The following is an 18,914-nucleotide window of genomic DNA, read 5'->3' on the forward strand; positions in this document are numbered from 1 at the left end:
GGCCCGGCGGGCCGGCGCGAGTCCGGCGCGCGCACGGATACGGAAGAGGACCCGGCGAAGAACACCGGTCGAGGCGTCAGGGCCCGGCGGCGGCACGGGCGGAGCCCCGCCGGAAGCACCGGTGAGGATCCCGGCGGAGTACGGACGGAGACCCCCGCCGACAGCACCGGTGAAGACCCGGCGGGAGCCCGACCGGTGACCAGTGGGACCCGGCGGGAGCCCGGCAGGAGACCGGTGAGACCCGGCGGCAGCCCGAACGGTGGCCGGCGGGGCCCGGCGGCAGCCCGAACGGTGACCAGCGGGGGCCGGCGGCAGCCCGGCCGGAGACCGGCGGGACCCGGCAGAAGCCCGAATGGCGACCGGTGAGGCCCGGCAGAAGCCCGGCCGGAGACCGGCGAGGCCCGGCGGCAGCCCGAACCGTGACCGGCAGAAGCCCGGACGGTGGTCGGCGGGACCCGGCGGCAGCCCGGACGGCGACCGGTGAGACCCGGCGGCAGCCCGGCCGGAACACCGGTCAGATCGTCCGCCGATCGGACCGGTCGACAAATGGGACTTCCTGCCGAATATGGTGGTCGGGACCGACCGAACCCGGTGACCCGATCCCGATAGGAGCGCACGAGCGCCGTGAGCCCGCACCGTCCCGCCGCCCGCACGGCTCTGCTCCTGTCCATCGCGGCGGCGGCCGTCCTGCTGGCCGGGTGCGCCGACGCGGGCGGGCTGCGCGGGGCGGGGCCCACCCCCACCGCCGTCGGCCCGGTACGGCTCTGGCCCGGGCTGCCGCCGGTCACCGCGCCGCCCTTCGACTACGGCGAGAGCGACACCGAGCGGGTTCCGGGCGTCTCGCTGCCGGACGGCGACGTACGCAAGACCAGCCCGGTGGCGGTGCTCCAGGCCGAGGTGGCCGCCCATCCGGACCAGGTCACCGGCGCCGACGGGATGTACGAGGAGACGGCCCGGGCCATCCGGGACTGCGGGCGCCGGCCGAAGGGCTGCCCGGTGCTCCGGCCGTACTACCGGGACCTGACCGGGGACGGCAAGGACGAGCTGATCGTCGGCTTCACCATGCCCGACCAGCAGGTCGGTCTGCGCTGCTACATGCCGGAGAACGGCGGGCTGACCCGGATCATGTCCACCAGCGACCAGGTGGTGCGGGTGGAGCTGGCCGGCCGCGATCTGATCGTCCGGGTGGTCTCGGCCGGCATCCCGGGATACGAGTACCGCACCGCCTGGTCCTGGGACGCCCAGCAGCGGACCATGCTGCCGAAGAAGGACGAGATCATCCGGGTCAAGCCGGCCGCTCCGCCCGGGACCCCGCCGCCGGGGGACGACTCCGCCGCGCCGGAGGAGCCCGCGCCGCCGGAGGAGTCCGAGCAGGGCCCGTCGGTGGTGTCCGGCGGATCGCCCGGCGCCTCGGTGTCCGGCGCGTCCCCCGCACCCGCGGTCTCGGGCGAGTCCCCCGCACCCGCCGGGCCCGGGGAGTCGTCCGCGCCCGCCGCCTCCGGCGCTCCGGATCCGCGATGAGGCGCCGGCTCCGGCTGCCCGCCTGGACCGCCACCCTCACCTGGAAGGCCGCGGTCTTCATCACCGTCATGTGCTGCGCCCTGGCGGCGCTGCTCGGCGCCCTGGTCCATGTGTCGGTGACCCGCCAGACGGTGGACTCGGCCCGTGAGAAGGCCCTGGAGCGGCTGACCGACGTGACCGAGGCGTACGAGGCGGGCGAGCCGCTGCCCCGGTTCGCGGGCGTGGACCCGCCGGGGCTGCCGTCCGCGCTGCGCGGTCTGGCCACCGGGGGCCGGCGGGGCACCCTGGTCGCGAAGCTCGACGGGCGGCCGGTGATGTGGGCGGCCGGCCCCGCCGACGGCCGGGCGCTGGCGGTGCGGGTGGACTACTCGCTGAGCGCCCGCACCATCAGCGGTCTGGACAAGGCGATCGTGGGCTCGTCGGTGCTGGCGATCGGGGCGACCCTGCTGGTCGGGGCGTTCGCGGTCACCCGGATCACCCGGCGGCTGCATCTGACCGCCCAGGTGGCGCGGCGGATCAGCGCGGGCGATCTGGACGCCCGGGTCAACGACCCCCGCACCCGGGACCCGTCGCGCCCCGAGGACGAGGTGGCCACCGTCTCCGGGGCGCTGGACACCATGGCCTCCAGCCTCCAGGGCAAACTGGAGCGCGAGCAGCGGTTCACCGCCGATGTGGCGCACGAGCTGCGCACCCCGCTGACCGGTCTCTCGGCGGCGGCCGAGCTGCTGCCGGCGGGCCGGCCTTCGGAGCTGGTGCAGGACCGGGTGCGGACCATGCGGGCGCTGACGGAGGACCTGCTGGAGATCTCCCGGCTGGACGCCCGCTCCGAACAGGCCGACCTCGATGTGCACGAGCTGGGTCCGCTGACCGAGCGCGCGGTACGCGCCACCGGCACCGGGGCCGAGGTGCGGATCGTCCGGGACGTCCGGGTGGAGACCGACCGGCGGCGGTTGGAGCGGGTGCTCGGCAATCTGGTGGCCAACGCCCACAAGCACGGCCGGGTGCCGGTCGTGGTGACGGTGGACGGCCCGGTGGTGACGGTCCGGGACCACGGCCCGGGGTTCCCGGCGTATCTGCTGGAGCACGGGCCGCAGCGGTTCCGCACCGAGAGCGGTGGCAAGGGCCACGGGCTCGGGCTGACGATCGCGGTGGGCCAGTCGGCGATGATCGGCGCCCGGCTGGAGTTCGCCGACGCCCCGGGCGGCGGCGCACTCGCCCGGCTGACCCTCCCCGTCGGCCCGGAAGCGCCGGACGACGCTCCCTGACCCTCCGCCCGCGCCCCCACCCACGTCCGCACGCCCACGCCCACCCCCACCCCCACGCCCACGTCCATGTCCATGTCCATCGGCCGAACAACGAGCCACACGACTCCACATAAGCCACGTAAGGGACATAACCCTCCCCCCTTGCTACGTTGCCGTGCATGACCGCCACGACGGCCGACACCCCGCCGCCCCGGCCGCGGCGTGCCCGGCGGCGCGGGGTGGAGCTGTCGCTGCTGGTCGGCGCGGTGCTGGTCGCCGTGCAGGGGTACGTCTCCGTCGGCCTCGCCCGGGAGGGCGCCGTGCCGCCGGACGCGGTCGGCTACGGCGCCGGGCTCGGACTGCTGGCGCTGCTCGCCCATCTGGCGGTGCGGCTGTGCGCCCCGTACGCCGATCCCCTGCTGCTCCCGATCGCGGTGCTGCTCAACGGGCTCGGCCTGGTACTGATCTACCGGCTCGACCTGGAGACCCCCGCCGACCGCGCCGCGCCCGCCCAACTGGTGTGGTCCACCCTCGGGGTGGCGCTGTTCATCGTGGCCGTGGCGGTGCTGCGGGACCACCGGCTCGCCCAGCGGTACGCCTATCTCTCGGTCGCCACCGCGCTGGTCCTGCTGCTGGCGCCGATCTTCTTCCCCGCCGTCAACGGGGCGAAGATCTGGATCCGGATCGGCGGACTCTCCTTTCAGCCCGGTGAGTTCGCCAAGATCCTGCTGGCCGTGTTCTTCGCCGCCTACCTGGCGGGCAGTCAGCGGGCGCTCAACCACACCGGGCGGCGGGTGTGGCGGCTGCGGCTGCCGACCGGGCGGGTGCTCGGGCCGATCGTGGCGATCTGGCTGCTCAGCGTCGGGGTGCTGGTCCTGGAGCGGGACCTCGGCACCTCGCTGCTCTTCTTCGGACTGTTCGTGATCATGCTCTATGTGGCCACCGGCCGGATCGGCTGGACCGCCGTCTGGCTGCTGGTGGCCGGGGCGGGCGCGTTCGTGATCGGCCGGCTGGAGCCGCATGTCAACGGCCGGGTGGCGGACTGGCTGCACCCCTTCGCCTCCATCGAGGCCGGCCAGGGCCCCGGGCAGCTCGCCCAGTCGCTCTTCGCCTTCGCCGCCGGCGGGATGACCGGCACCGGCCTCGGCCTCGGCCACTCGGCGCTGATCGGGTTCGCCACGAAGTCGGACTTCATCCTGGCCACCGCCGGTGAGGAGCTGGGACTCGCCGGGCTGACCGCGATCTTCCTGCTCTACGCGCTGCTGGTGGCCCGGGGCTACCGGGCCGCGCTCGATCTGCGCGATCCGTTCGGGCAGTTGCTCGCGGTGGGGCTGGCCTCCATTCCGGCGCTCCAGGTCTTCGTCATCGCGGGCGGGGTGATGGGGCTGATCCCGCTGACCGGTATGGCCATGCCGTTCCTCGCGCAGGGAGGTTCCTCGGTGGTGGCCAACTGGATCATCGTGGCGCTGCTGATCCGGCTCAGTGACTCGGCCCGCGCCCCCGCGCCCGAACCCACCGGGCCCCCGGCCCCGGTGCCGGTCCCGGAGGGGGCCCGGTGATCCGGCCGATCCGGCGGGCGGCCGTGCTCGGACTGGTGCTGCTCGCCGCGCTGCTGGTCAACGCGGCACGGGTGCAGCTCTTCCAGGCCCGGGAGCTCAACGAGAACCCGGCCAACCGGCGGATCGCCATCAGCCGGTACGCCCAGCCGCGCGGGGACGTCCTGGTGCAGGGGGCTCCGGTGACCGGCTCCCGGGACACCCGCGAGCAGCTGCGCTACGAGCGCGTCTACCGGGACGGGCCGCTCTACGCCCCGGTGACCGGGTACGCCTCGCAGACGTACGGGACGACACTGCTGGAGCACGCCGAGGACGCGGTGCTCGCCGGGACCGACCCGCTGCTGGCGCCGTTCCCGTTCCTGGGCGGGGACGGGCAGGGGCGCTGGCCGGGCGGGGACGTGGCGACGACGATCCGGGCCTCGCTCCAGCGGGCGGCGTACGAGGGACTGGCCGGGCGGCGGGGGGCGGTGGCGGCGGTGGAGCCCTCGACCGGCCGGGTGCTGGCGCTGGTGTCCAGCCCCTCGTACGACCCGGGTCTGCTCTCCGGCACCGGGCGGGCGGTACGGGACGCCTGGGCCCGGCTGAACCGGGAGCCCGGCCGGCCGATGCTCAACCGGGCGATCCGCGAGACCTATCCGCCGGGCTCGACCTTCAAGCTGGTGACGGCGGCGGCGGCGCTGGACGAGGGGGTCGTCACCGATGTGGACGCGCCGACCGGGACGCCCGACCCCTATCTGCTGCCGGGCACCCGCACCGAGCTGCCGAACGCCTCGGACGGCTGCGGCGACGCCTCGCTCTCGTACGCCGTCCGCTGGTCCTGCAACACCGTGCTGGCCCAGGTCGGCGTCCGGGTCGGGCTGCGCGGGATGTCCGAGGCGGCCGAGCGGTTCGGCTTCAACGACCCGGGGCTGCGGATCCCGGCGGCGGTCGCCCCCTCGAACTTCGACACCGGGATGTCGCGGGACCAGCTGGCGCTCTCCTCGATCGGGCAGTACGACACCACGGCGACCCCGCTCCAGATGGCCCTGGTCTCGGCCGCCGTCGCCAACGGCGGGGAGCTGCCCCGGCCGCACCTGGTCGAGCGCACCACCCGGGCGGGCGGCGGCCTGGTCCGGGGTGCCGAACCGGACACCTACCGCCGGGCGATGAAGCCCTCGACGGCGGCCCGGCTGAAGGAGCTGATGGTGGCGGTGGTCGAGGAGGGCTCGGGCCACCGGGCGGCCGTCCCGGGCGCGGTCGTCGGCGGCAAGACCGGCACCGCCCAGCACGGCGTCGGCAACCTCGGCACCCCCTACGCCTGGTTCACCGGCTGGGCCCAGCCGGAGGACTCCGCCCGGCCGGTGGTCGCGGTGGCGGTAGTCGTGGAGGACGCCTCGGCCCGCCGCGAGGACATCAGCGGCGGCGGCAGCGCGGCCCCCCTCGCCCGAGCCGTCCTGGCGGCAGCGGTGACGGAGGCAGCGACCGAGGAGGCGGCCGAGCCCGAGGAGGAGTAGGCACAGCCGGGCGGGCAGGACGCTCATCGTGACCGCCCGGGGCGACCGGTGGCCCCCAGGTCGATGTCGAGACCGAACGGCACGGCGAGCCGGAGGTGGTCCCGGTGGACGCCGGTCGGCACATAGGCCCGGGTGGCCGGGTCGAGCTCGTGCACGTACACCACCGGCCGCACGTCGTCGTGCTCCACCCGCCAGTGGTGCGGGATGCCCGCCCGCGCGTACTTCAGGGGCTTGACCTCCCGGTCCCGGCCGGCGGTGTCCGGCGCCGTGACCTCCACCGCCAGCAGCACCTCTCCGGGGTGGAAGGTGACCTGGCGGGGCCCGGTGAGCGCCTCCCGCCGCACCACCAGGACATCGGGGTCCAGCCGGTTGCGGCGATCCAGGGTGATCGTCATATGGCGCTTGGCCTTCATCCCCTCCGGAGCCTGTTCGCGGAGCGCCCGGTCCAGCAGGCCGGTCGTCCGCTCGTGAAGGACCGTCTGCGGGCTCAGCAGCACCAGGGCCCCGTCGATCAGCTCCGTCTTCCGGGGCAGATGGGGCAGCAGGTCGAGATCGTCCGCCACCCATCCCCGGTGCGGCGGACGCACCCACGCGTGGTCGTCGGGCGGCCAGAGGTGGTCGGGATCGCGGACGGAGTCACCGACCGGGCCGCAGGCGGGGCCGGCGTCCCCCGCCGGGCCGCGAGCGGGGCCGGGGCCGTCGGCCGGGACGAAGCGGGGCCCGGCGGCATCGGTCGTGCCGGATTCATGGCGAGTCATGCCCACAGACTGTCGGCAAAACCGGCATCAACGGGCGCATGCGCCCGAACATCCCTAGAACGAGTGAACGACTGTGCGAGATTGACCGCGCCGCCGCCCACCGCGGTGAGCCACGGTGAGCCCCGCCGCGCCCGCGGCGCACCCGGCCGCACCGGACGGCAGACGCACCGGACCACAGCGGGCCGCGCCACCCGCAACGGGCCACACGCCACCCGCAACGGACCGCAGGAGCGGGTCCTACCGGCGCGGCCCGCTCCGCGGCTCATCCCCGGGCCCCGGGCCCCGCTCACTCCTCCGCGCCGCCCGCGGCGATCGCGGCCTGGACCTCGGCCACCCGGGCGGCCTCCTCCTCGGCGAAGCGGGCCCGGTCGAGTTCCTCGGCGACCTCCTCGTCCTGGGACATCAGCAGGTCCAGGTTGGAGTCGCCGAGGTCGAAGACGCCCATGTCCAGATAGGCCTTCTGGAGCCGCTCGCCCCAGAGCCCGATGTCCTTGACGCAGGGCACGATCCGGCTGAACAGCAGCTTCCGGAAGAGGTGCAGGAACTCGGACTGCTCGCTGTACTCCGCCGCCTCCCGCTTCGAGATGCCGAAGTTCTCCAGCACCTCCACCCCGCGCAGCCGGTCGCGCATCAGATAGCAGCCCTCGATGACGAACTCCTCGCGCTCCCGGAGTTCGGCGTCGGTGAGCTGCTTGTAGTAGTCCCGCAGCGCCATCCGGCCGAAGGCCACGTGCCGGGCCTCGTCCTGCATCACATAGGCCAGGATCTGCTTGGGCAGCGGCTTGTCGGTGCTGTCCCGGATCATGCCGAAGGCGGCCAGCGCCAGGCCCTCGATGAGCACCTGCATGCCCAGATAGGGCATGTCCCAGCGGGAGTCGCGCAGGGTGTCGCCCAGCAGTCCCTGGAGGTTGTCGTTGATCGGGTAGAGCATCCCGATCTTCTCGTGCAGGAACCGCCCGTAGATCTCCGCGTGCCGGGCCTCGTCCATGGTCTGGGTCGCGGAGTAGAACTTGGCGTCCAGGTCCGGGGCGGACTCCACGATCCGCGCCGCGCAGACCATGGCGCCCTGCTCGCCGTGGAGGAACTGGCTGAACTGCCAGGCGGTGTAGTGCTTCCGCAGCTCGCCCTTGTCCTTCTCGGTGAGCCGGGCCCAGTGCGGGGTGCCGTACAGCGTCAGCGCCTCGTCCGGGGTGCCGAGCGCGTCGTACGGGTCCACCTCCAGGTCCCAGTCGATGCGCTTGGCGCCGTCCCACTGCTTGTCCTTGCCCTTCTGGTAGAGCGCCAGCAGCCGGTCACGCCCTCCGTCGTACTCCCAGCCGAAGCGCGCCGCGCCGCTCGCCGGCACCTGCCAGACGGGCTCTCCGGGGTCCTTGGTGTACAGGTCACGCGTCGACACTGACGGCTCCTTCGCGTCCGGCACGCCCGCTCCCTCGCGGGTCCTTCGCAGGCTCACACTTGTTGGACACCGGGTCAACAAGTAGCGCACAGGGGATTGACGGCCTTGCTGACAAGCAGTCTCATAAGGGGTGACCGCTGGTAACCCGACCACGAGGTGCTCTCCGCCATGACGATCGCGACCGAACCCGGGACCCGCCTCCTCCGCGACGCACTGGGCCCGCTCCGGGATCGCGAGCAGGTCGCCGAGCGCCTGCTCGAGTCCTCGGCCAAGCACTCCTTCGACCCCGACAAGGACCTGGACTGGGACGCGCCCGCCGAGGAGGGCAAGTGGTTCTGGCCGCCGGAGCTGGTCTCGCTCTACGACACCCCGCTGTGGCGGAGGATGTCCGAGGAACAGCGGATGGAGCTCGCCCGGCACGAGGCGGCCTCGCTCGCCTCGCTGGGCATCTGGTTCGAGATCATCCTGATGCAGCTGCTGATCCGGCACATCTACGACCGGTCGGTCACCAGCAACCATGTCCGCTACGCCCTCACCGAGATCGCGGACGAGTGCCGGCACTCGATGATGTTCGCCAGGATGATCAAGAAGGGTGGCGCGCCCACCTATCCGGTGCCCAGGCTCTACCACAACATGGCGCGGCTGCTGAAGACCGTCTCCACCACCCCCGGCTCCTTCGCCGCCACCCTGCTCGGCGAGGAGATACTCGACTGGATGCAGCGCCTCACGTTCCCGGACGAGCGGGTGCAGACCCTGATCCGGGGCGTCACCCGGATCCATGTCGTGGAGGAGGCGCGCCACGTCCGGTACGCCCGGGAGGAGTTGCGGCGCCAGATGGTCACCGCGCCGCGCTGGGAGCGGGAGCTCACCCGGCTCAGCTGCGGGGAGGCGGCCCGGGTCTTCTCCATCTGCTTCGTCAACCCGGCGGTCTACGAGAACGTCGGCCTGGACCGGCGGGAGGCGGTGGGCCAGGTGAAGGCCAGCGGGCACCGCGCCGAGGTCATGCGGTCCGGTGCCGGGCGGCTCACCGACTTCCTGGACGACATCGGCGTGCTGCGGGGCCCGGGGCGGCGGCTGTGGCAGAGTTCCGGGCTCCTCGCCCGGTGAGCCCGGTGACCCCGGCCGGGCCCGGGACCGGGCACCGCCACGGGCCGAGCGGGCCGGCGGAGCGGGTGCGCCGGGGCCCGAGGGGAGCGGGCGGTTCCGGGGGCGGGTGGGCCGGTCCGTTCCGACCTGGTTCGCGTACCGGGGACTGCCGTTCGGAGCCGGGGAGTTACGCTGCGGGCATGACCGCTGCCGCCACGCCCTCCTACCGACGGCTCAGCGTGGAGGAGCGCCGCGCGCAGCTCCTCGGCGCCGCCCTGTCGCTCTTCGCGCACCGGGCTCCGGCGGACGTCTCGCTGGACGACGTGGCCGAGGCCGCCGGGGTCTCGCGCCCGCTGGTGTACCGCTACTTCCCCGGCGGCAAGCAGCAGCTCTACGAGGCCGCGCTGCGCTCGGCCGCCGACGACCTGGAGCTGTGCTTCGCCGAACCGGCCGCGGGCCCGCCGACCGAGCGGCTCGCCCGGGTGCTCGACCGCTATCTGAGCTTCGTGGACGAGCACGACGCCGGGTTCAGCGCCCTGCTCCAGGGCGGCAGCGTGGCCGAGACCTCCCGCACCGTCGCCGTGGTGGACGGGGTGCGCCGGGCCGCCGCCGAACAGATCCTGCTCCACCTGGGCGTGCCCGAGCCGGGCCGCCGGCTGCGGATGATGGTGCGCACCTGGATCGCGGCGGTGGAGGCGGCCTCGCTCATCTGGCTGGACGAGGGGAAGCAGCCCCCCGCCGACGAACTGCGCGGCTGGCTGGTCGACCATCTGGTGGCGCTGCTGACCGCCACCGCCGCGACCGACGAGCAGACCGCCGGGGTGGTCGCCGCGCTGCTGGCCCAGGAGACGACGGGCGGCCCGGTCGGCACCCTGGCCCGCCGGGCCCTGCCCGTCGTGGGCGGGGCCGGCCACCTGCTGTGACACTGGGGGCGTGCGAAGCGAGAACACCCCCTTCAGGGGCGGCCCCCTGGACGGCCGGACCCTGCCGGTACTGACCGGCCTCACCGGCCATCCGCCCACGTGGTACCAGGTGCCCGTCCCGGACGACGCCGGCGGGCCGCCGACCGTGTACGCCTACCGCCGGGTGCCGTCCGGATACACCAGACGGCTCGGCCTGCGGCGGGGCTGGGTCTACGAGTACGCCCCCGGCGGCAAGGAGCGCCGGGAGCTCCGCTGGCCGTGGTCGAAGCCGAAGCCGAAGCCGCCCGGGAGCCCCTGACCACCCCGCGCCCAGCCCCGTCCCCGCCGCCGCCGCTCCGGAACCGCCCGGACGGATGACGGCTGTGGGCCGAACCGCCTAGTCATGCGTTAGTCGTACGATCCTCCGCCGTATCCATTCCGGCGGAGGTGATGGGGTGTCAGAACCACTGCCGCGATCGTCCCGTACGCCCGCCGGACCCGCCGCGCCCGCGTCCGTCCGCCGGTCCGGGCACACTTTCGTCCGCGCCGCTCTCTGTACGGCGGTGCTGGCCGCCGCCCTGCCGCTGGCCCCGGTCGCCTCGGCGGCCCCCGCGCCCGAGCCGGACACCCCGGTCGTCGAGATCGAGGTACCGGAGCACACGAGTCCGGTGGCGGAGACCGGGAGTCCGGTGCCTCCGGTGCCTCCGGTGCCGGAGAGCGGCGGCCCGGCCGGTGACCCCACCGGGCCGCCCGGCGCCACCGGGGGCGCCGTCCCGGATCCCGCCCCGGGGCCCCCGGCCGCCGGGGCGCCGGCCTCCCCCGTCGAGGCTCCGGCCTCCCCGGTGGCGGCCCTGCTGACCCGGCTGCGGGCGCTCTACCAGGCGGCCGAGGAGGCGACGGAGACGTACAACGCCGCCGAGGAGGCGCTGCGGAGGCAGACCATCGAGACCCGGCGGCTCGGCGGCGACCTGGGCCGCACCCGGGACGCCCTGACCCGCGCCCGGGACGAGGCGGGGCGGCTGGCGCGGGCCCAGTACCAGGGGCGGCTCGGCTTCTCCCCCGCCCTTCAGCTGCTGCTGGCCCGGGACCCGGACCACGCCCTGGACCAGAACCACCTGGTCCGCAAGGCGGCGCGGGAACAGGCGCTCACCGTGGCCCGGCTGGAGCGCGGCGAGCGGCGGGCCGACCTGCTGGCGACCGCCGCCGGGCGGGCCCTGACCCGGGAACGGCAGCTGGCGGCCCGGCAGCGGCAGGCCCGGGACACCGTGCGGGCCCGGCTGAAGGCGGTCGAGGTGGTGCTCGCGGGCCTCTCCCCCGGTCAGGCGGGCGAGCTGGCCGACCTGGAGCGGGCCGAGACGGCCGGCGCCCAGCGCGATCTGCTGGCCGGCGGCGAGCTGGACGGCTCCCGCACCCCGTCCCGCCAGGGTGACCGGGCGGTGGCGTACGCGGTGGACCAGCTCGGCAAGCCGTACGTCTGGGGCGCCGAGGGCCCGGAGTCGTACGACTGCTCGGGACTCACCTCGGGGGCCTGGGCGGCGGCCGGCCGGCCCATTCCGCGCACCAGCCAGGAGCAGTGGCGCACCCTGCCGAAGGTGCCGCTGCGCGCACTGCGCCCCGGTGACCTGGTGGTCTACTTCCCCAGGGCCACCCATGTGGCGCTCTATCTGGGCGAGGGCCTGGTGATCCAGGCCCCGCGTCCGGGCGGCCGGGTCAAGGTCTCCCCGCTCGCCGCCAACCCGCTGCTCGGAGCCGTACGCCCGGACCCGGCGGCCGCGCCCCTCGCCGCGTACACCCCGCCGGAGCTCCCCGCGGGGGCGGCGGACGGCTCCGACCAGGGATACGACCGGGGCCGGGGGTAGGCCCCGGGCGCCGGCCGACCACACCCCGAAGCCCCGGGACTGGCCCCCGGGCGCCCGGCCGACGTCGTCCGAAGCCCCGGGCCGGTCCCGGGCGCCGACGCCCCGGCGGTCCGGGCCCCGGACCGAGCGGGGCCCGGGCCCGGGGCCGGGAAAGGCCCGGCCCCGGCCCGCACCGTCCCGGCCTACGCCGTCCCGGCCGAGGCCAGATAGCCGGCGGCCTTGTCGGGGTCGTAGAAGAAGTTCTCGAAGTCCGCCGGGTCGTCGAAGCCGTTGGCGAAGCGGTCGGCCACCGGGGGCAGCTCGCCCGCCGCGCCGATCAGGTTCAGGACGTGCTCCGGCGGCGGGGCGAGCATGGCGTTGGTCCACTTGGTGACATGCCGGGCGGTCTCCCAGTAGCGGTCGAAGGTGGCCCGCATCCACGCCTCGTCGAACGGCCGGTCGCCGTGGGCCGTGATCGAGTCGAGGTAGGAGGCCGCGCACTTGGCCGCCGAGTTGGCACCCTGGCCGGTGATCGGGTCGTTGGCGACCACCACGTCCGCGACGCCCAGCACCAGTCCGCCGCCGGGCAGCCGGCCGACCGGGTTGCGGACGGTGGGGGCGTAGCGCCCGGCCAGCGTGGCGTGGGCGTCGGTCAGCTCGACCTTGGTGGCCCGGGCGTACTCCCAGGGCGTGAACCGCTCCATCAGCTCCAGGGTGAGCGCCAGGTGCTCGGAGGGATCGCGGACGCCCTTGAACACATCGAGCGGCCCGCCCGGGACGCCCTCCCAGAAGAGGATGTCGGCCCGGCCGCTCAGGGTGTACGTGGGCATCACGAACAACTCGCCCGCGCCCGGCACCAGGTTGCAGCGGACCGCGTCGGTGTCCGGGTGCTCGGGGCGCGGCCCGAGGCCGTGCACATAGGCGACGGCCAGCGCGCGCTGCGGCTCGGCGTACGGCGAACGCGCCGCGTCCCGGCCGAACATCGAGACCAGCTCACCCTTGCCCGCCGCGACCAGCACCAGGTCGTAGGTGCGGGAGAAGTAGTCCAGGTCGGAGACGGCCGCGCCGTGGATCACCAACTGGCCACCGCGCTGGGCGAAGGTCTCCATCCAGCCGGCCATCTTCAGCCGCTGGTCGACGGATTGGGCGTACCCGTCCAGCCTGCCCAGCCAGTCCACCGCGCGCCCGCCGTCGGGGCCGGTGACCGAGACGCCCAGGCCCTCGATGCGCGGGGCCCGGTCCTCCCAGAAGTTGAGGCCGAGGTCCCGCTCGTGCTGGAGCGCGGTGTGGAACATGCACTGGGTGGACATGACCCGGCCGGACCGGATCTCGTCCGCCGTGCGGTTCGACATCAGGGTGACCTCGTACCCCTGGGCCTGGAGGCCGAGGGCGAGCTGAAGACCGGACTGGCCGGCACCGACTATCAGTATTCTGCGCATCGGTTCTGCGTCTTCTCCGCGGTACGTGCGTACGTTCGTACGGTGTGCAGGTGGCCCGAGCGGTCCCGGCCGCCCCGCGCCGGGGGCGGCGCCGGGGTTACTCGGGGGTGGTCTCCAGGGCGCGGGCGACCAGCGCGAGCAGGGTCTCGATGACGGTGAACCGCTTGCGGGCGTCCATGACGACGATCGGCACCTCCGCCGGGACGGTCAGCGCGTCGCGCACGTCCTCGGCGTCGAACCGCTCGGTGCCCTCGAAGTGGTTGACGGCCACGATGTACGGCAGCCCGCAGCTCTCGAAGTAGTCCAGCGCCGGGAAGCAGTCGGTCAGCCGCCGGGTGTCGGCCATGACTATCGCCCCGATGGCGCCGCGCACCAGGTCGTCCCACATGAACCAGAAGCGCTGCTGGCCGGGGGTGCCGAAGACATAGAGCACCAGGTCGTCGTCGAGCGTGATCCGCCCGAAGTCCATCGCGACCGTGGTGGTGAGCTTCTCCGGGGTGGCGGAGAGGTCGTCGGTCTCCTCGCTCGCCCGGGTCATCAGCGCCTCGGTGCGCAGCGGGGTGATCTCGGAGACCGCGCCGACGAAGGTGGTCTTGCCGACGCCGAATCCGCCCGCCACCACCACCTTGGTGGCGATCGGCGCCCGGGTGTGGTCCAGCTGCCAGGACTGCGGCGACTCCTCGGGATCGAGGAAGGGGTTGGCCGCCTCGGCCGCCTCCCCGCCGGGCCCCGGGGCCGTGGTTCCCGGGCCCGTGGTTCCCGCCCCGGTCGCGTCCGGGCCGGTGGTGTCCGGTCCGGCGGTACCGGGCGGGGCGCCGTCGGGCGCGGCCGGGTCCGTGCCGGGTTCGGTCAGCGGCGCGGTCGTGGTGGCCCCGGTGGACCGGACGCGCACCCCTCCGGAGACCTCTTCAGAGACGGCGGAGTCCACTGAGCACCCTTTCGAGCAGCGCGCGGTCGGGCTGGCCGGTGGCGTGACCGGTGCCGTACACGCGGATCTTTCCCTGGTCGGCCAGGTCGCTGAGCAGCACCCTGACGACCCCCAACGGCATCTTGAGCAGTGCGGAGATCTCGGCGACCGTACGCATCCGGCGGCAGATCTCCACGATGGCCCGCATCTCGGGCATGACGCGCGGCCCGGGGCCGCCGTTCGTCAGTTGCTTGCGCTCCTCCGGCGCCTCCAGCGCGGCGACGAAGGTCTCCACCAGCAGCACGTGCCCGAACCGGGTCCGGCCGCCGGTGAGTGAGTAGGGACGGACCCGGGCGGGTCGCCGTCCCTCGCCCCGGACCGGGAGCTTCCCGGCGGAGGCGGCGGCCGTCACTGGGCGTTCTCCAGCGACTTCCGCAGCTCGCTGCGGAGTTCGGGGGTGAGGACGTGTCCGGCCCGGCCGACGAAGAGCGCCATGTGGTACGCGACGACGCTCATGTCGCAATCGGGCGCGGCGTGCACCCCGAGGAGGGAGCCGTCGCTGATCGACATGACGAAGACGCTGCCCTCCTCCATGGCGACCATCGTCTGCTTGACCCCGCCGCCCTCCATCAGCCGGGCCGCGCCGACGGTGAGGCTGCCGATGCCCGAGACGATGGTGGCCAGGTCGGCGCTGGAGCCGCGCGGTCCGCGGGTACGGGGCCCGGGCGCGCCCTCCTTGTTCCGGTCGGGGTCGGAGGAGAGCAGCAGCAGCCCGTCGGACGAGACGACGGCGACCGAATGGACCCCCGGCACCTCCTCGACGAGGTTGCCCAGCAGCCAGTGCAGGTTGCGGGCCTCGCTGCTCAGTCCGAATGTGCCGGTGCCGGTCGTCGCGGTCAACTGCGTGCCTCCTCGACTGTGTCCCCCGTGTCTTCGGTACGTACCGCTTCGGTCCGCCGGGTGGTCTGGGCGGTGGTCCGTGTGGTCTCGCCGGCCGGGGCGGCCCGGCCGGCGCGGTCGTTCCCCGCCCGGGCGGTCCCGGCCTGGATGTCCCCGGCCTCGCTGTCCCCCGCTTGGGCGGTCTCCGCCTGGGCGATCTCCGCCTCGGCGTCGCGCCGCCCGTCACGGGCCCCCCGGTGGAACCCGCCGAGCCTCCGGCGCAGTTCCTCGGCGTCCACCCCGCCGGTGCGCGCGGGGCGCGGTCCGCCGGTGCTGACGACCCTGGGGGTGCGCTTGGGCAGCCCCTTGTCGGTGAACCTCGGTTCCCCGGCGTCCGGTTCCTCGGCGTCCGGTGCGCCGGCCGACTGGGCGCCGTCGGTGAGCGCCCCGTCCCCCGGGTGCTCCTGGGCGACGGCCTGGTCGGGGCCGTCGGTGCCCAGGGGGTGCGGGGCGGGGACGTACGACTCCGGGGCCGGGTGCTCCGGCCCCGCGGGCCCGGCGGCGTCCGGCTCCGGCGCCCGGCCGTGCGGGACGGCGGGAGCCTCCGGGGCCTCCGCCGCGGCCGGGGCCGCCTCGGGCGCGGGCGCCGGGGACGGCACGCGGAACTGCAGGGTGGTCTCGGGGTGCTCGGGCGACGGGGCCCCGGCGCGGGTGCTGTCGTCCGGCTCCTGGTCCAGGTCCCGGTACGAGCCGGGCTCCTGGTCCTGGTCCAGGTCCGCCGCACCCGTACCGGCGGCCGTGCGCCCGGCCGGTTCGGATCCGGCCGCGACCGTCGCCGCTCCGGCGCTGGCCTCCGTGCCCGGGTGCGTGTCCGGGCGGGCCTCCGTGTCCGGGCCGACGATCGTGTCCGGGCCGGTCTCCGTGTCCGGGCCGACGGCCATGTCCGGGCCGGTCTCCGTGTCCGCGTCGGCGTCGGTCCCGGTACGGGCGTCCGCACCGGTCCCGGCCGCCGAACGGACGGTCGGGTCCGCCGTCGTACGAGTCCCGACCGCCGTACCGACGCTCTCGTCCGCCGTCGCGTCGGCCTGGTCCGCCGTCCTACCGGCCTCGTTCGCCGTCGTACCGGCCTGGTCCGCCGTCGTGCGGGGCGCGGTCTCCGGACCGTCCGTCCCGGTCGCCGCCCCGGCGGACCGGTCCGCCGTCCCGTCCTCCGCCGTGCGGAAGGCCGCCTCGGCCGCCGCCACCAGCGGGTCACCGCCCGGGGCGTCCGTCGCCGGCCCGCCGGCGGGCGCGGCTGCCGGGTCGTCCGCCGCACCGCCCCGGCCCGGGCGGCCGGGCAGGGCGTTGGAGTTGGCCTCGGCGGCGGAGCCCGGCAGGGTCACCCCGGGCACCGCGCCGGGCGCCGGGGCGGCCGGGGGCACGGCGGCCGGCGGGGTCTTGGGCAGCAGGCTTCCCGGCAGCACCGCGACCGCCGTCATCCCGCCCGAGGACTGCTCCCGCAGCGACACCCGTACTCCGTGGCGGGCGGCCAGCAGGGCGGTGACGCGCAGGCCGAGGCCCTCGCCGCCCGCCGCCGCGCCGGCCCCCGTGAGGGCGTCGGGGACGTCCCCGGCGCCCGGGTCGGCCGCGGCGAGCCGGGCGTTCAGCTCGACGAGCCGCTCGGGGCTCGTCCCGATGCCCTCGTCCTGGACCGAGAGCATGATCTCGCCGCTCTCCAGCAGCCAGCCGGAGAGCTGCACCTTGGCGTCCGGCGGTGAGAACGCGGTGGCGTTCTCCAGCAGTTCGGCCAGCAGATGGCTGAGGTCGTCGGCGGCGAACCCGGCGACCTGGGCGTGCGAGGGCAGCGACTGGATGGTCACCCGCTCGTACCGCTCGATCTCGCTGACGGCGGCGCGGGCCACGTCGACCAGCGGGACCGGCGTCTGGGACGCGTGGGTGTGCTCGTGCCCGGCGAGCACCAGCAGATTCTCGCTGTGCCGGCGCATGACCGTGGCCAGGTGGTCGAGCTTGAAGAGGGTGGCGAGCCGCTCCGGGTCCTGCTCCCGCTCCTCCAGCCGCTCGATGACACCGAGCTGGCGCTCGACCAGGCCGAGGGTGCGCAGGGAGAGATTGACGAAGGTGTGCCGGACACTGTCGCGGAGCCGGGCCACCTCGGTGGTCAGTTCGGCGGCGCGGTCGCTCGACCGGGTGCGCTGCTCCTGGAGTTCGGCGGCGAGCTTCTTGCGCCCGGCCACCGCCGCCGCGCGCTCGCCGTCCAGCCGGGTGGCCTCGGCGGACAGCTCGGCCACCGTGCCGTGCAGGGCGTTGAGGGAGCGTACGACCTCGGCGAACTCGTCGTTCCGGCCGGTGAAGCGGACCGGTTCGGCGCCCTCGGGCTCGGCGGCGAGCCGGGCGGCGCCCCGGCGCAGCACGGAGAGCGGCCGGGTGAGCGAACGGGCGACGGCGGCGACCACGGCGACGGCGATCAGCACACAGCCGCCGAGCAGCGCCACGGCGATCTCCAGCGCGGTGACGTCCTCGTCCCGCAGCTGCTCCAGCCGGGTCACCTGGTCGGTGGCGAGCTTGGACTCCAGGCCGCGCATCTGCTCGATCCGGGCGGTGAGCGCCGCGTCCAGCTTCTCCGGGTCGGTCTTCCGGTCGGCGGAGGAGAGTTCCGGCCGGTCGGTGAGGGCGCCGAGGTAGTCCTCGGCCGCCTTGACCTCCGGGCCGGTGACGGTGGCGGCGAGCGCGTCGCGGGCGGTGGTGGACGCCTGGTCGAAGCCGGCCAGGGCGGCCTGCTCCCGGACCCGGGACTGCTGGGCGGCGGCGCTGAGGGTGTCCCGGACGTGAGCGGCCGACTCCTCCCCCTCACCGGTGCCGTCCGTGCCGTCCGTGCCGCCGGTGGCTCCGGCGTCGCCGCCGGTCCCGGAGCCGTCGGCGGGGACGAACGTACCGGTGGCGGGGTCGTACACGGTCCGGGAGCCGCCGCGTCCTTCGTCCTTCTCGTCCCCGCCGGGGACGGCCAGGGCGGCGAGGAGCAGACCCCGGGTGGCGGACGCCTGCTCGACGGCGTGGCCCAGGTCGGAGGTGGCCCGGGGGGTGGTACCGGTGGCGCGGGCGGGGGTCCGGTCCGCGAGGTCGGCACCGAGGGCCTGGAGCCCCGCGATGACCTCGGTGTAGGAGCGGTGGGCCGCCATGGCGGAGCCTTTGCCGGTGAGGGCGGTGTCCCGGAGGGTGGGTACGGCGGCGAGCGCGTGGCGCAGCTCGGCCGGGACCGTGTCCGCGTTCCCGGCGTTCCCGGCGCCCTCGGTGAACTCCCCGCTCGCGGTGAACTCGGTGAACTCGGCGATCTGCCGGTCGACCCGGGTGGCTCCGGCGGTGGCCCGGGGCTTGTCCTTGCCGTTCCGGCCGGCCGCGACCCAGGCGGTGACCCGGTCGCGCTCGTCGCTGAGGGAGTGGGCGAGGGTGACCGCCTGCCGGTCGAGCTGGGCGAGGGTGACCAGATCCTGGCTGTCCTTCAGCTCCGTGGAGGCGGTGAGCACGGCGGGCGCTCCGGCCCCGAGCACGGTGAGGACCACCAGTGCCGTGCCGACGACGAGCCGGCGGCGCACCCGGACCCGGCGGCCGCCCGGTACCTGGGGATCGCCGGGAGTCTCACTGCGCTTCGCCACCGGTGCTCACATTCTTGAACTCGTCCGCCCATGAAGCAGAGGTGACGACCGGTCATGTTCGCGAGCGCCTCCACCCCTGGTACGGCTTCCGACCTTTCCAGCGCCTCGGGGTGGGAGACATGCAACGGCCGCTCCGCCACCCGAAGGAGTGAACAGCATCCCCGAGTTGGCGAACAACTCGTCAGACCGGCCGTGGTGCGCCGGAGCGTGGGACCGGTTGGACTGTCCGCGCGGCCTTTGGCAGG

The 18,914-nt window shown here is 74.9% G+C and carries 15 protein-coding genes; 8 read left to right on the top strand and 7 right to left on the bottom strand.

All coding sequences use genetic code 11. The features are described from left to right. The first annotated feature begins 624 nt into the window (after positions 1 to 624). The 4 genes from NX801_RS01055 to NX801_RS01070 all read left to right on the top strand — a co-directional run bounded on the left by NX801_RS01055 (position 625) and on the right by NX801_RS01070 (position 5,814). A complete protein-coding gene (locus NX801_RS01055; RefSeq protein ID WP_258784806.1) occupies positions 625 to 1,521 on the top strand; it encodes a hypothetical protein in 897 nt (298 codons plus the stop codon). Then, positions 1,518 to 2,786, top strand: coding sequence for a sensor histidine kinase (locus NX801_RS01060; RefSeq protein ID WP_258784807.1), 1,269 nt, complete (start codon positions 1,518 to 1,520; stop codon positions 2,784 to 2,786). Before NX801_RS01055 ends, NX801_RS01060 begins: the two co-directional genes overlap by 4 nt. A gap of 158 nt (positions 2,787 to 2,944) precedes the next feature. Further along, a complete protein-coding gene (locus tag NX801_RS01065) occupies positions 2,945 to 4,324 on the top strand; it encodes an FtsW/RodA/SpoVE family cell cycle protein (protein ID WP_258784808.1) in 1,380 nt (459 codons plus the stop codon). After that, entirely contained in the window at positions 4,321 to 5,814 is a 1,494-nt protein-coding gene (locus NX801_RS01070) for a penicillin-binding transpeptidase domain-containing protein (protein WP_258784809.1), read from the top strand. The genes NX801_RS01065 and NX801_RS01070 overlap by 4 nt, the downstream gene beginning before the upstream one ends. A gap of 23 nt (positions 5,815 to 5,837) precedes the next feature. On the opposite strand, the gene NX801_RS01075 is transcribed toward NX801_RS01070, so the two are convergent. Next, positions 5,838 to 6,572, bottom strand: a complete 735-nt coding sequence (locus NX801_RS01075) for a Uma2 family endonuclease (protein ID WP_258784810.1) — start codon at positions 6,570 to 6,572, stop codon at positions 5,838 to 5,840. A gap of 286 nt (positions 6,573 to 6,858) precedes the next feature. Further along, positions 6,859 to 7,968 carry a ferritin-like domain-containing protein gene (locus tag NX801_RS01080; protein ID WP_258784811.1) on the bottom strand — a complete coding sequence of 370 codons (1,110 nt, stop codon included), beginning with the start codon at positions 7,966 to 7,968 and terminating at the stop codon, positions 6,859 to 6,861. Positions 7,969 to 8,136: 168 nt separating this feature from the next. Here NX801_RS01080 and NX801_RS01085 point away from each other — a divergent pair, with 168 nt between their 5' ends. The 4 genes from NX801_RS01085 to NX801_RS01100 all read left to right on the top strand — a co-directional run bounded on the left by NX801_RS01085 (position 8,137) and on the right by NX801_RS01100 (position 11,815). Beyond that, on the top strand, positions 8,137 to 9,075 hold the full coding sequence (locus NX801_RS01085; protein WP_258784812.1) for an AurF N-oxygenase family protein: 939 nt from the start codon (positions 8,137 to 8,139) through the stop codon (positions 9,073 to 9,075). 179 nt (positions 9,076 to 9,254) lie between these two features. After that, positions 9,255 to 9,977: a TetR/AcrR family transcriptional regulator gene (locus tag NX801_RS01090; RefSeq protein ID WP_258784813.1), complete on the top strand. Its 723-nt coding sequence runs from the start codon at positions 9,255 to 9,257 to the stop codon at positions 9,975 to 9,977. A gap of 10 nt (positions 9,978 to 9,987) precedes the next feature. Continuing rightward, positions 9,988 to 10,275, top strand: a complete 288-nt coding sequence (locus tag NX801_RS01095) for a hypothetical protein (RefSeq protein ID WP_258784814.1) — start codon at positions 9,988 to 9,990, stop codon at positions 10,273 to 10,275. Between the two features lie 136 nt (positions 10,276 to 10,411). Beyond that, on the top strand, positions 10,412 to 11,815 hold the full coding sequence (locus NX801_RS01100; RefSeq protein WP_258784815.1) for a C40 family peptidase: 1,404 nt from the start codon (positions 10,412 to 10,414) through the stop codon (positions 11,813 to 11,815). A 182-nt stretch (positions 11,816 to 11,997) separates the two neighbouring features. Here the strand turns inward: NX801_RS01100 and NX801_RS01105 are convergent, their stop codons facing one another. The 5 genes from NX801_RS01105 to NX801_RS01125 all read right to left on the bottom strand — a co-directional run bounded on the left by NX801_RS01105 (position 11,998) and on the right by NX801_RS01125 (position 18,669). Continuing rightward, positions 11,998 to 13,233, bottom strand: a complete 1,236-nt coding sequence (locus tag NX801_RS01105; protein WP_258784816.1) for a styrene monooxygenase/indole monooxygenase family protein — start codon at positions 13,231 to 13,233, stop codon at positions 11,998 to 12,000. 97 nt (positions 13,234 to 13,330) lie between these two features. Continuing rightward, positions 13,331 to 14,161 (bottom strand): GTP-binding protein, encoded by an 831-nt coding sequence (locus NX801_RS01110; RefSeq protein WP_428986030.1) that lies wholly within the window; start codon positions 14,159 to 14,161, stop codon positions 13,331 to 13,333. Beyond that, a complete protein-coding gene (locus NX801_RS01115) occupies positions 14,142 to 14,552 on the bottom strand; it encodes a DUF742 domain-containing protein (RefSeq protein WP_258784818.1) in 411 nt (136 codons plus the stop codon). Before NX801_RS01115 ends, NX801_RS01110 begins: the two co-directional genes overlap by 20 nt. Then, positions 14,549 to 15,040, bottom strand: a complete 492-nt coding sequence (locus NX801_RS01120) for a roadblock/LC7 domain-containing protein (RefSeq protein ID WP_258784819.1) — start codon at positions 15,038 to 15,040, stop codon at positions 14,549 to 14,551. Before NX801_RS01120 ends, NX801_RS01115 begins: the two co-directional genes overlap by 4 nt. Further along, positions 15,037 to 18,669: a nitrate- and nitrite sensing domain-containing protein gene (locus NX801_RS01125; protein WP_258784820.1), complete on the bottom strand. Its 3,633-nt coding sequence runs from the start codon at positions 18,667 to 18,669 to the stop codon at positions 15,037 to 15,039. The genes NX801_RS01120 and NX801_RS01125 overlap by 4 nt, the downstream gene beginning before the upstream one ends. Positions 18,670 to 18,914: the final 245 nt, after the last annotated feature.

Origin of the sequence: Streptomyces pyxinae, assembly GCF_024756275.1 — a bacterium.
GTDB lineage: Bacteria > Actinomycetota > Actinomycetes > Streptomycetales > Streptomycetaceae > Streptomyces > Streptomyces pyxinae.

What these genes read in the sequence shown, in the direction of transcription:
- NX801_RS01075 (WP_258784810.1), bottom strand. Translation starts at nt 6,572, where the DNA reads ATGACTCGCCATGAATCCGGCACGACCGATGCCGCCGGGCCCCGCTTC.
- NX801_RS01085 (WP_258784812.1), top strand. Translation starts at nt 8,137, where the DNA reads ATGACGATCGCGACCGAACCCGGGACCCGCCTCCTCCGCGACGCACTG.
- NX801_RS01105 (WP_258784816.1), bottom strand. Translation starts at nt 13,233, where the DNA reads ATGCGCAGAATACTGATAGTCGGTGCCGGCCAGTCCGGTCTTCAGCTC.
- NX801_RS01090 (WP_258784813.1), top strand. Translation starts at nt 9,255, where the DNA reads ATGACCGCTGCCGCCACGCCCTCCTACCGACGGCTCAGCGTGGAGGAG.
- NX801_RS01060 (WP_258784807.1), top strand. Translation starts at nt 1,518, where the DNA reads ATGAGGCGCCGGCTCCGGCTGCCCGCCTGGACCGCCACCCTCACCTGG.
- NX801_RS01065 (WP_258784808.1), top strand. Translation starts at nt 2,945, where the DNA reads ATGACCGCCACGACGGCCGACACCCCGCCGCCCCGGCCGCGGCGTGCC.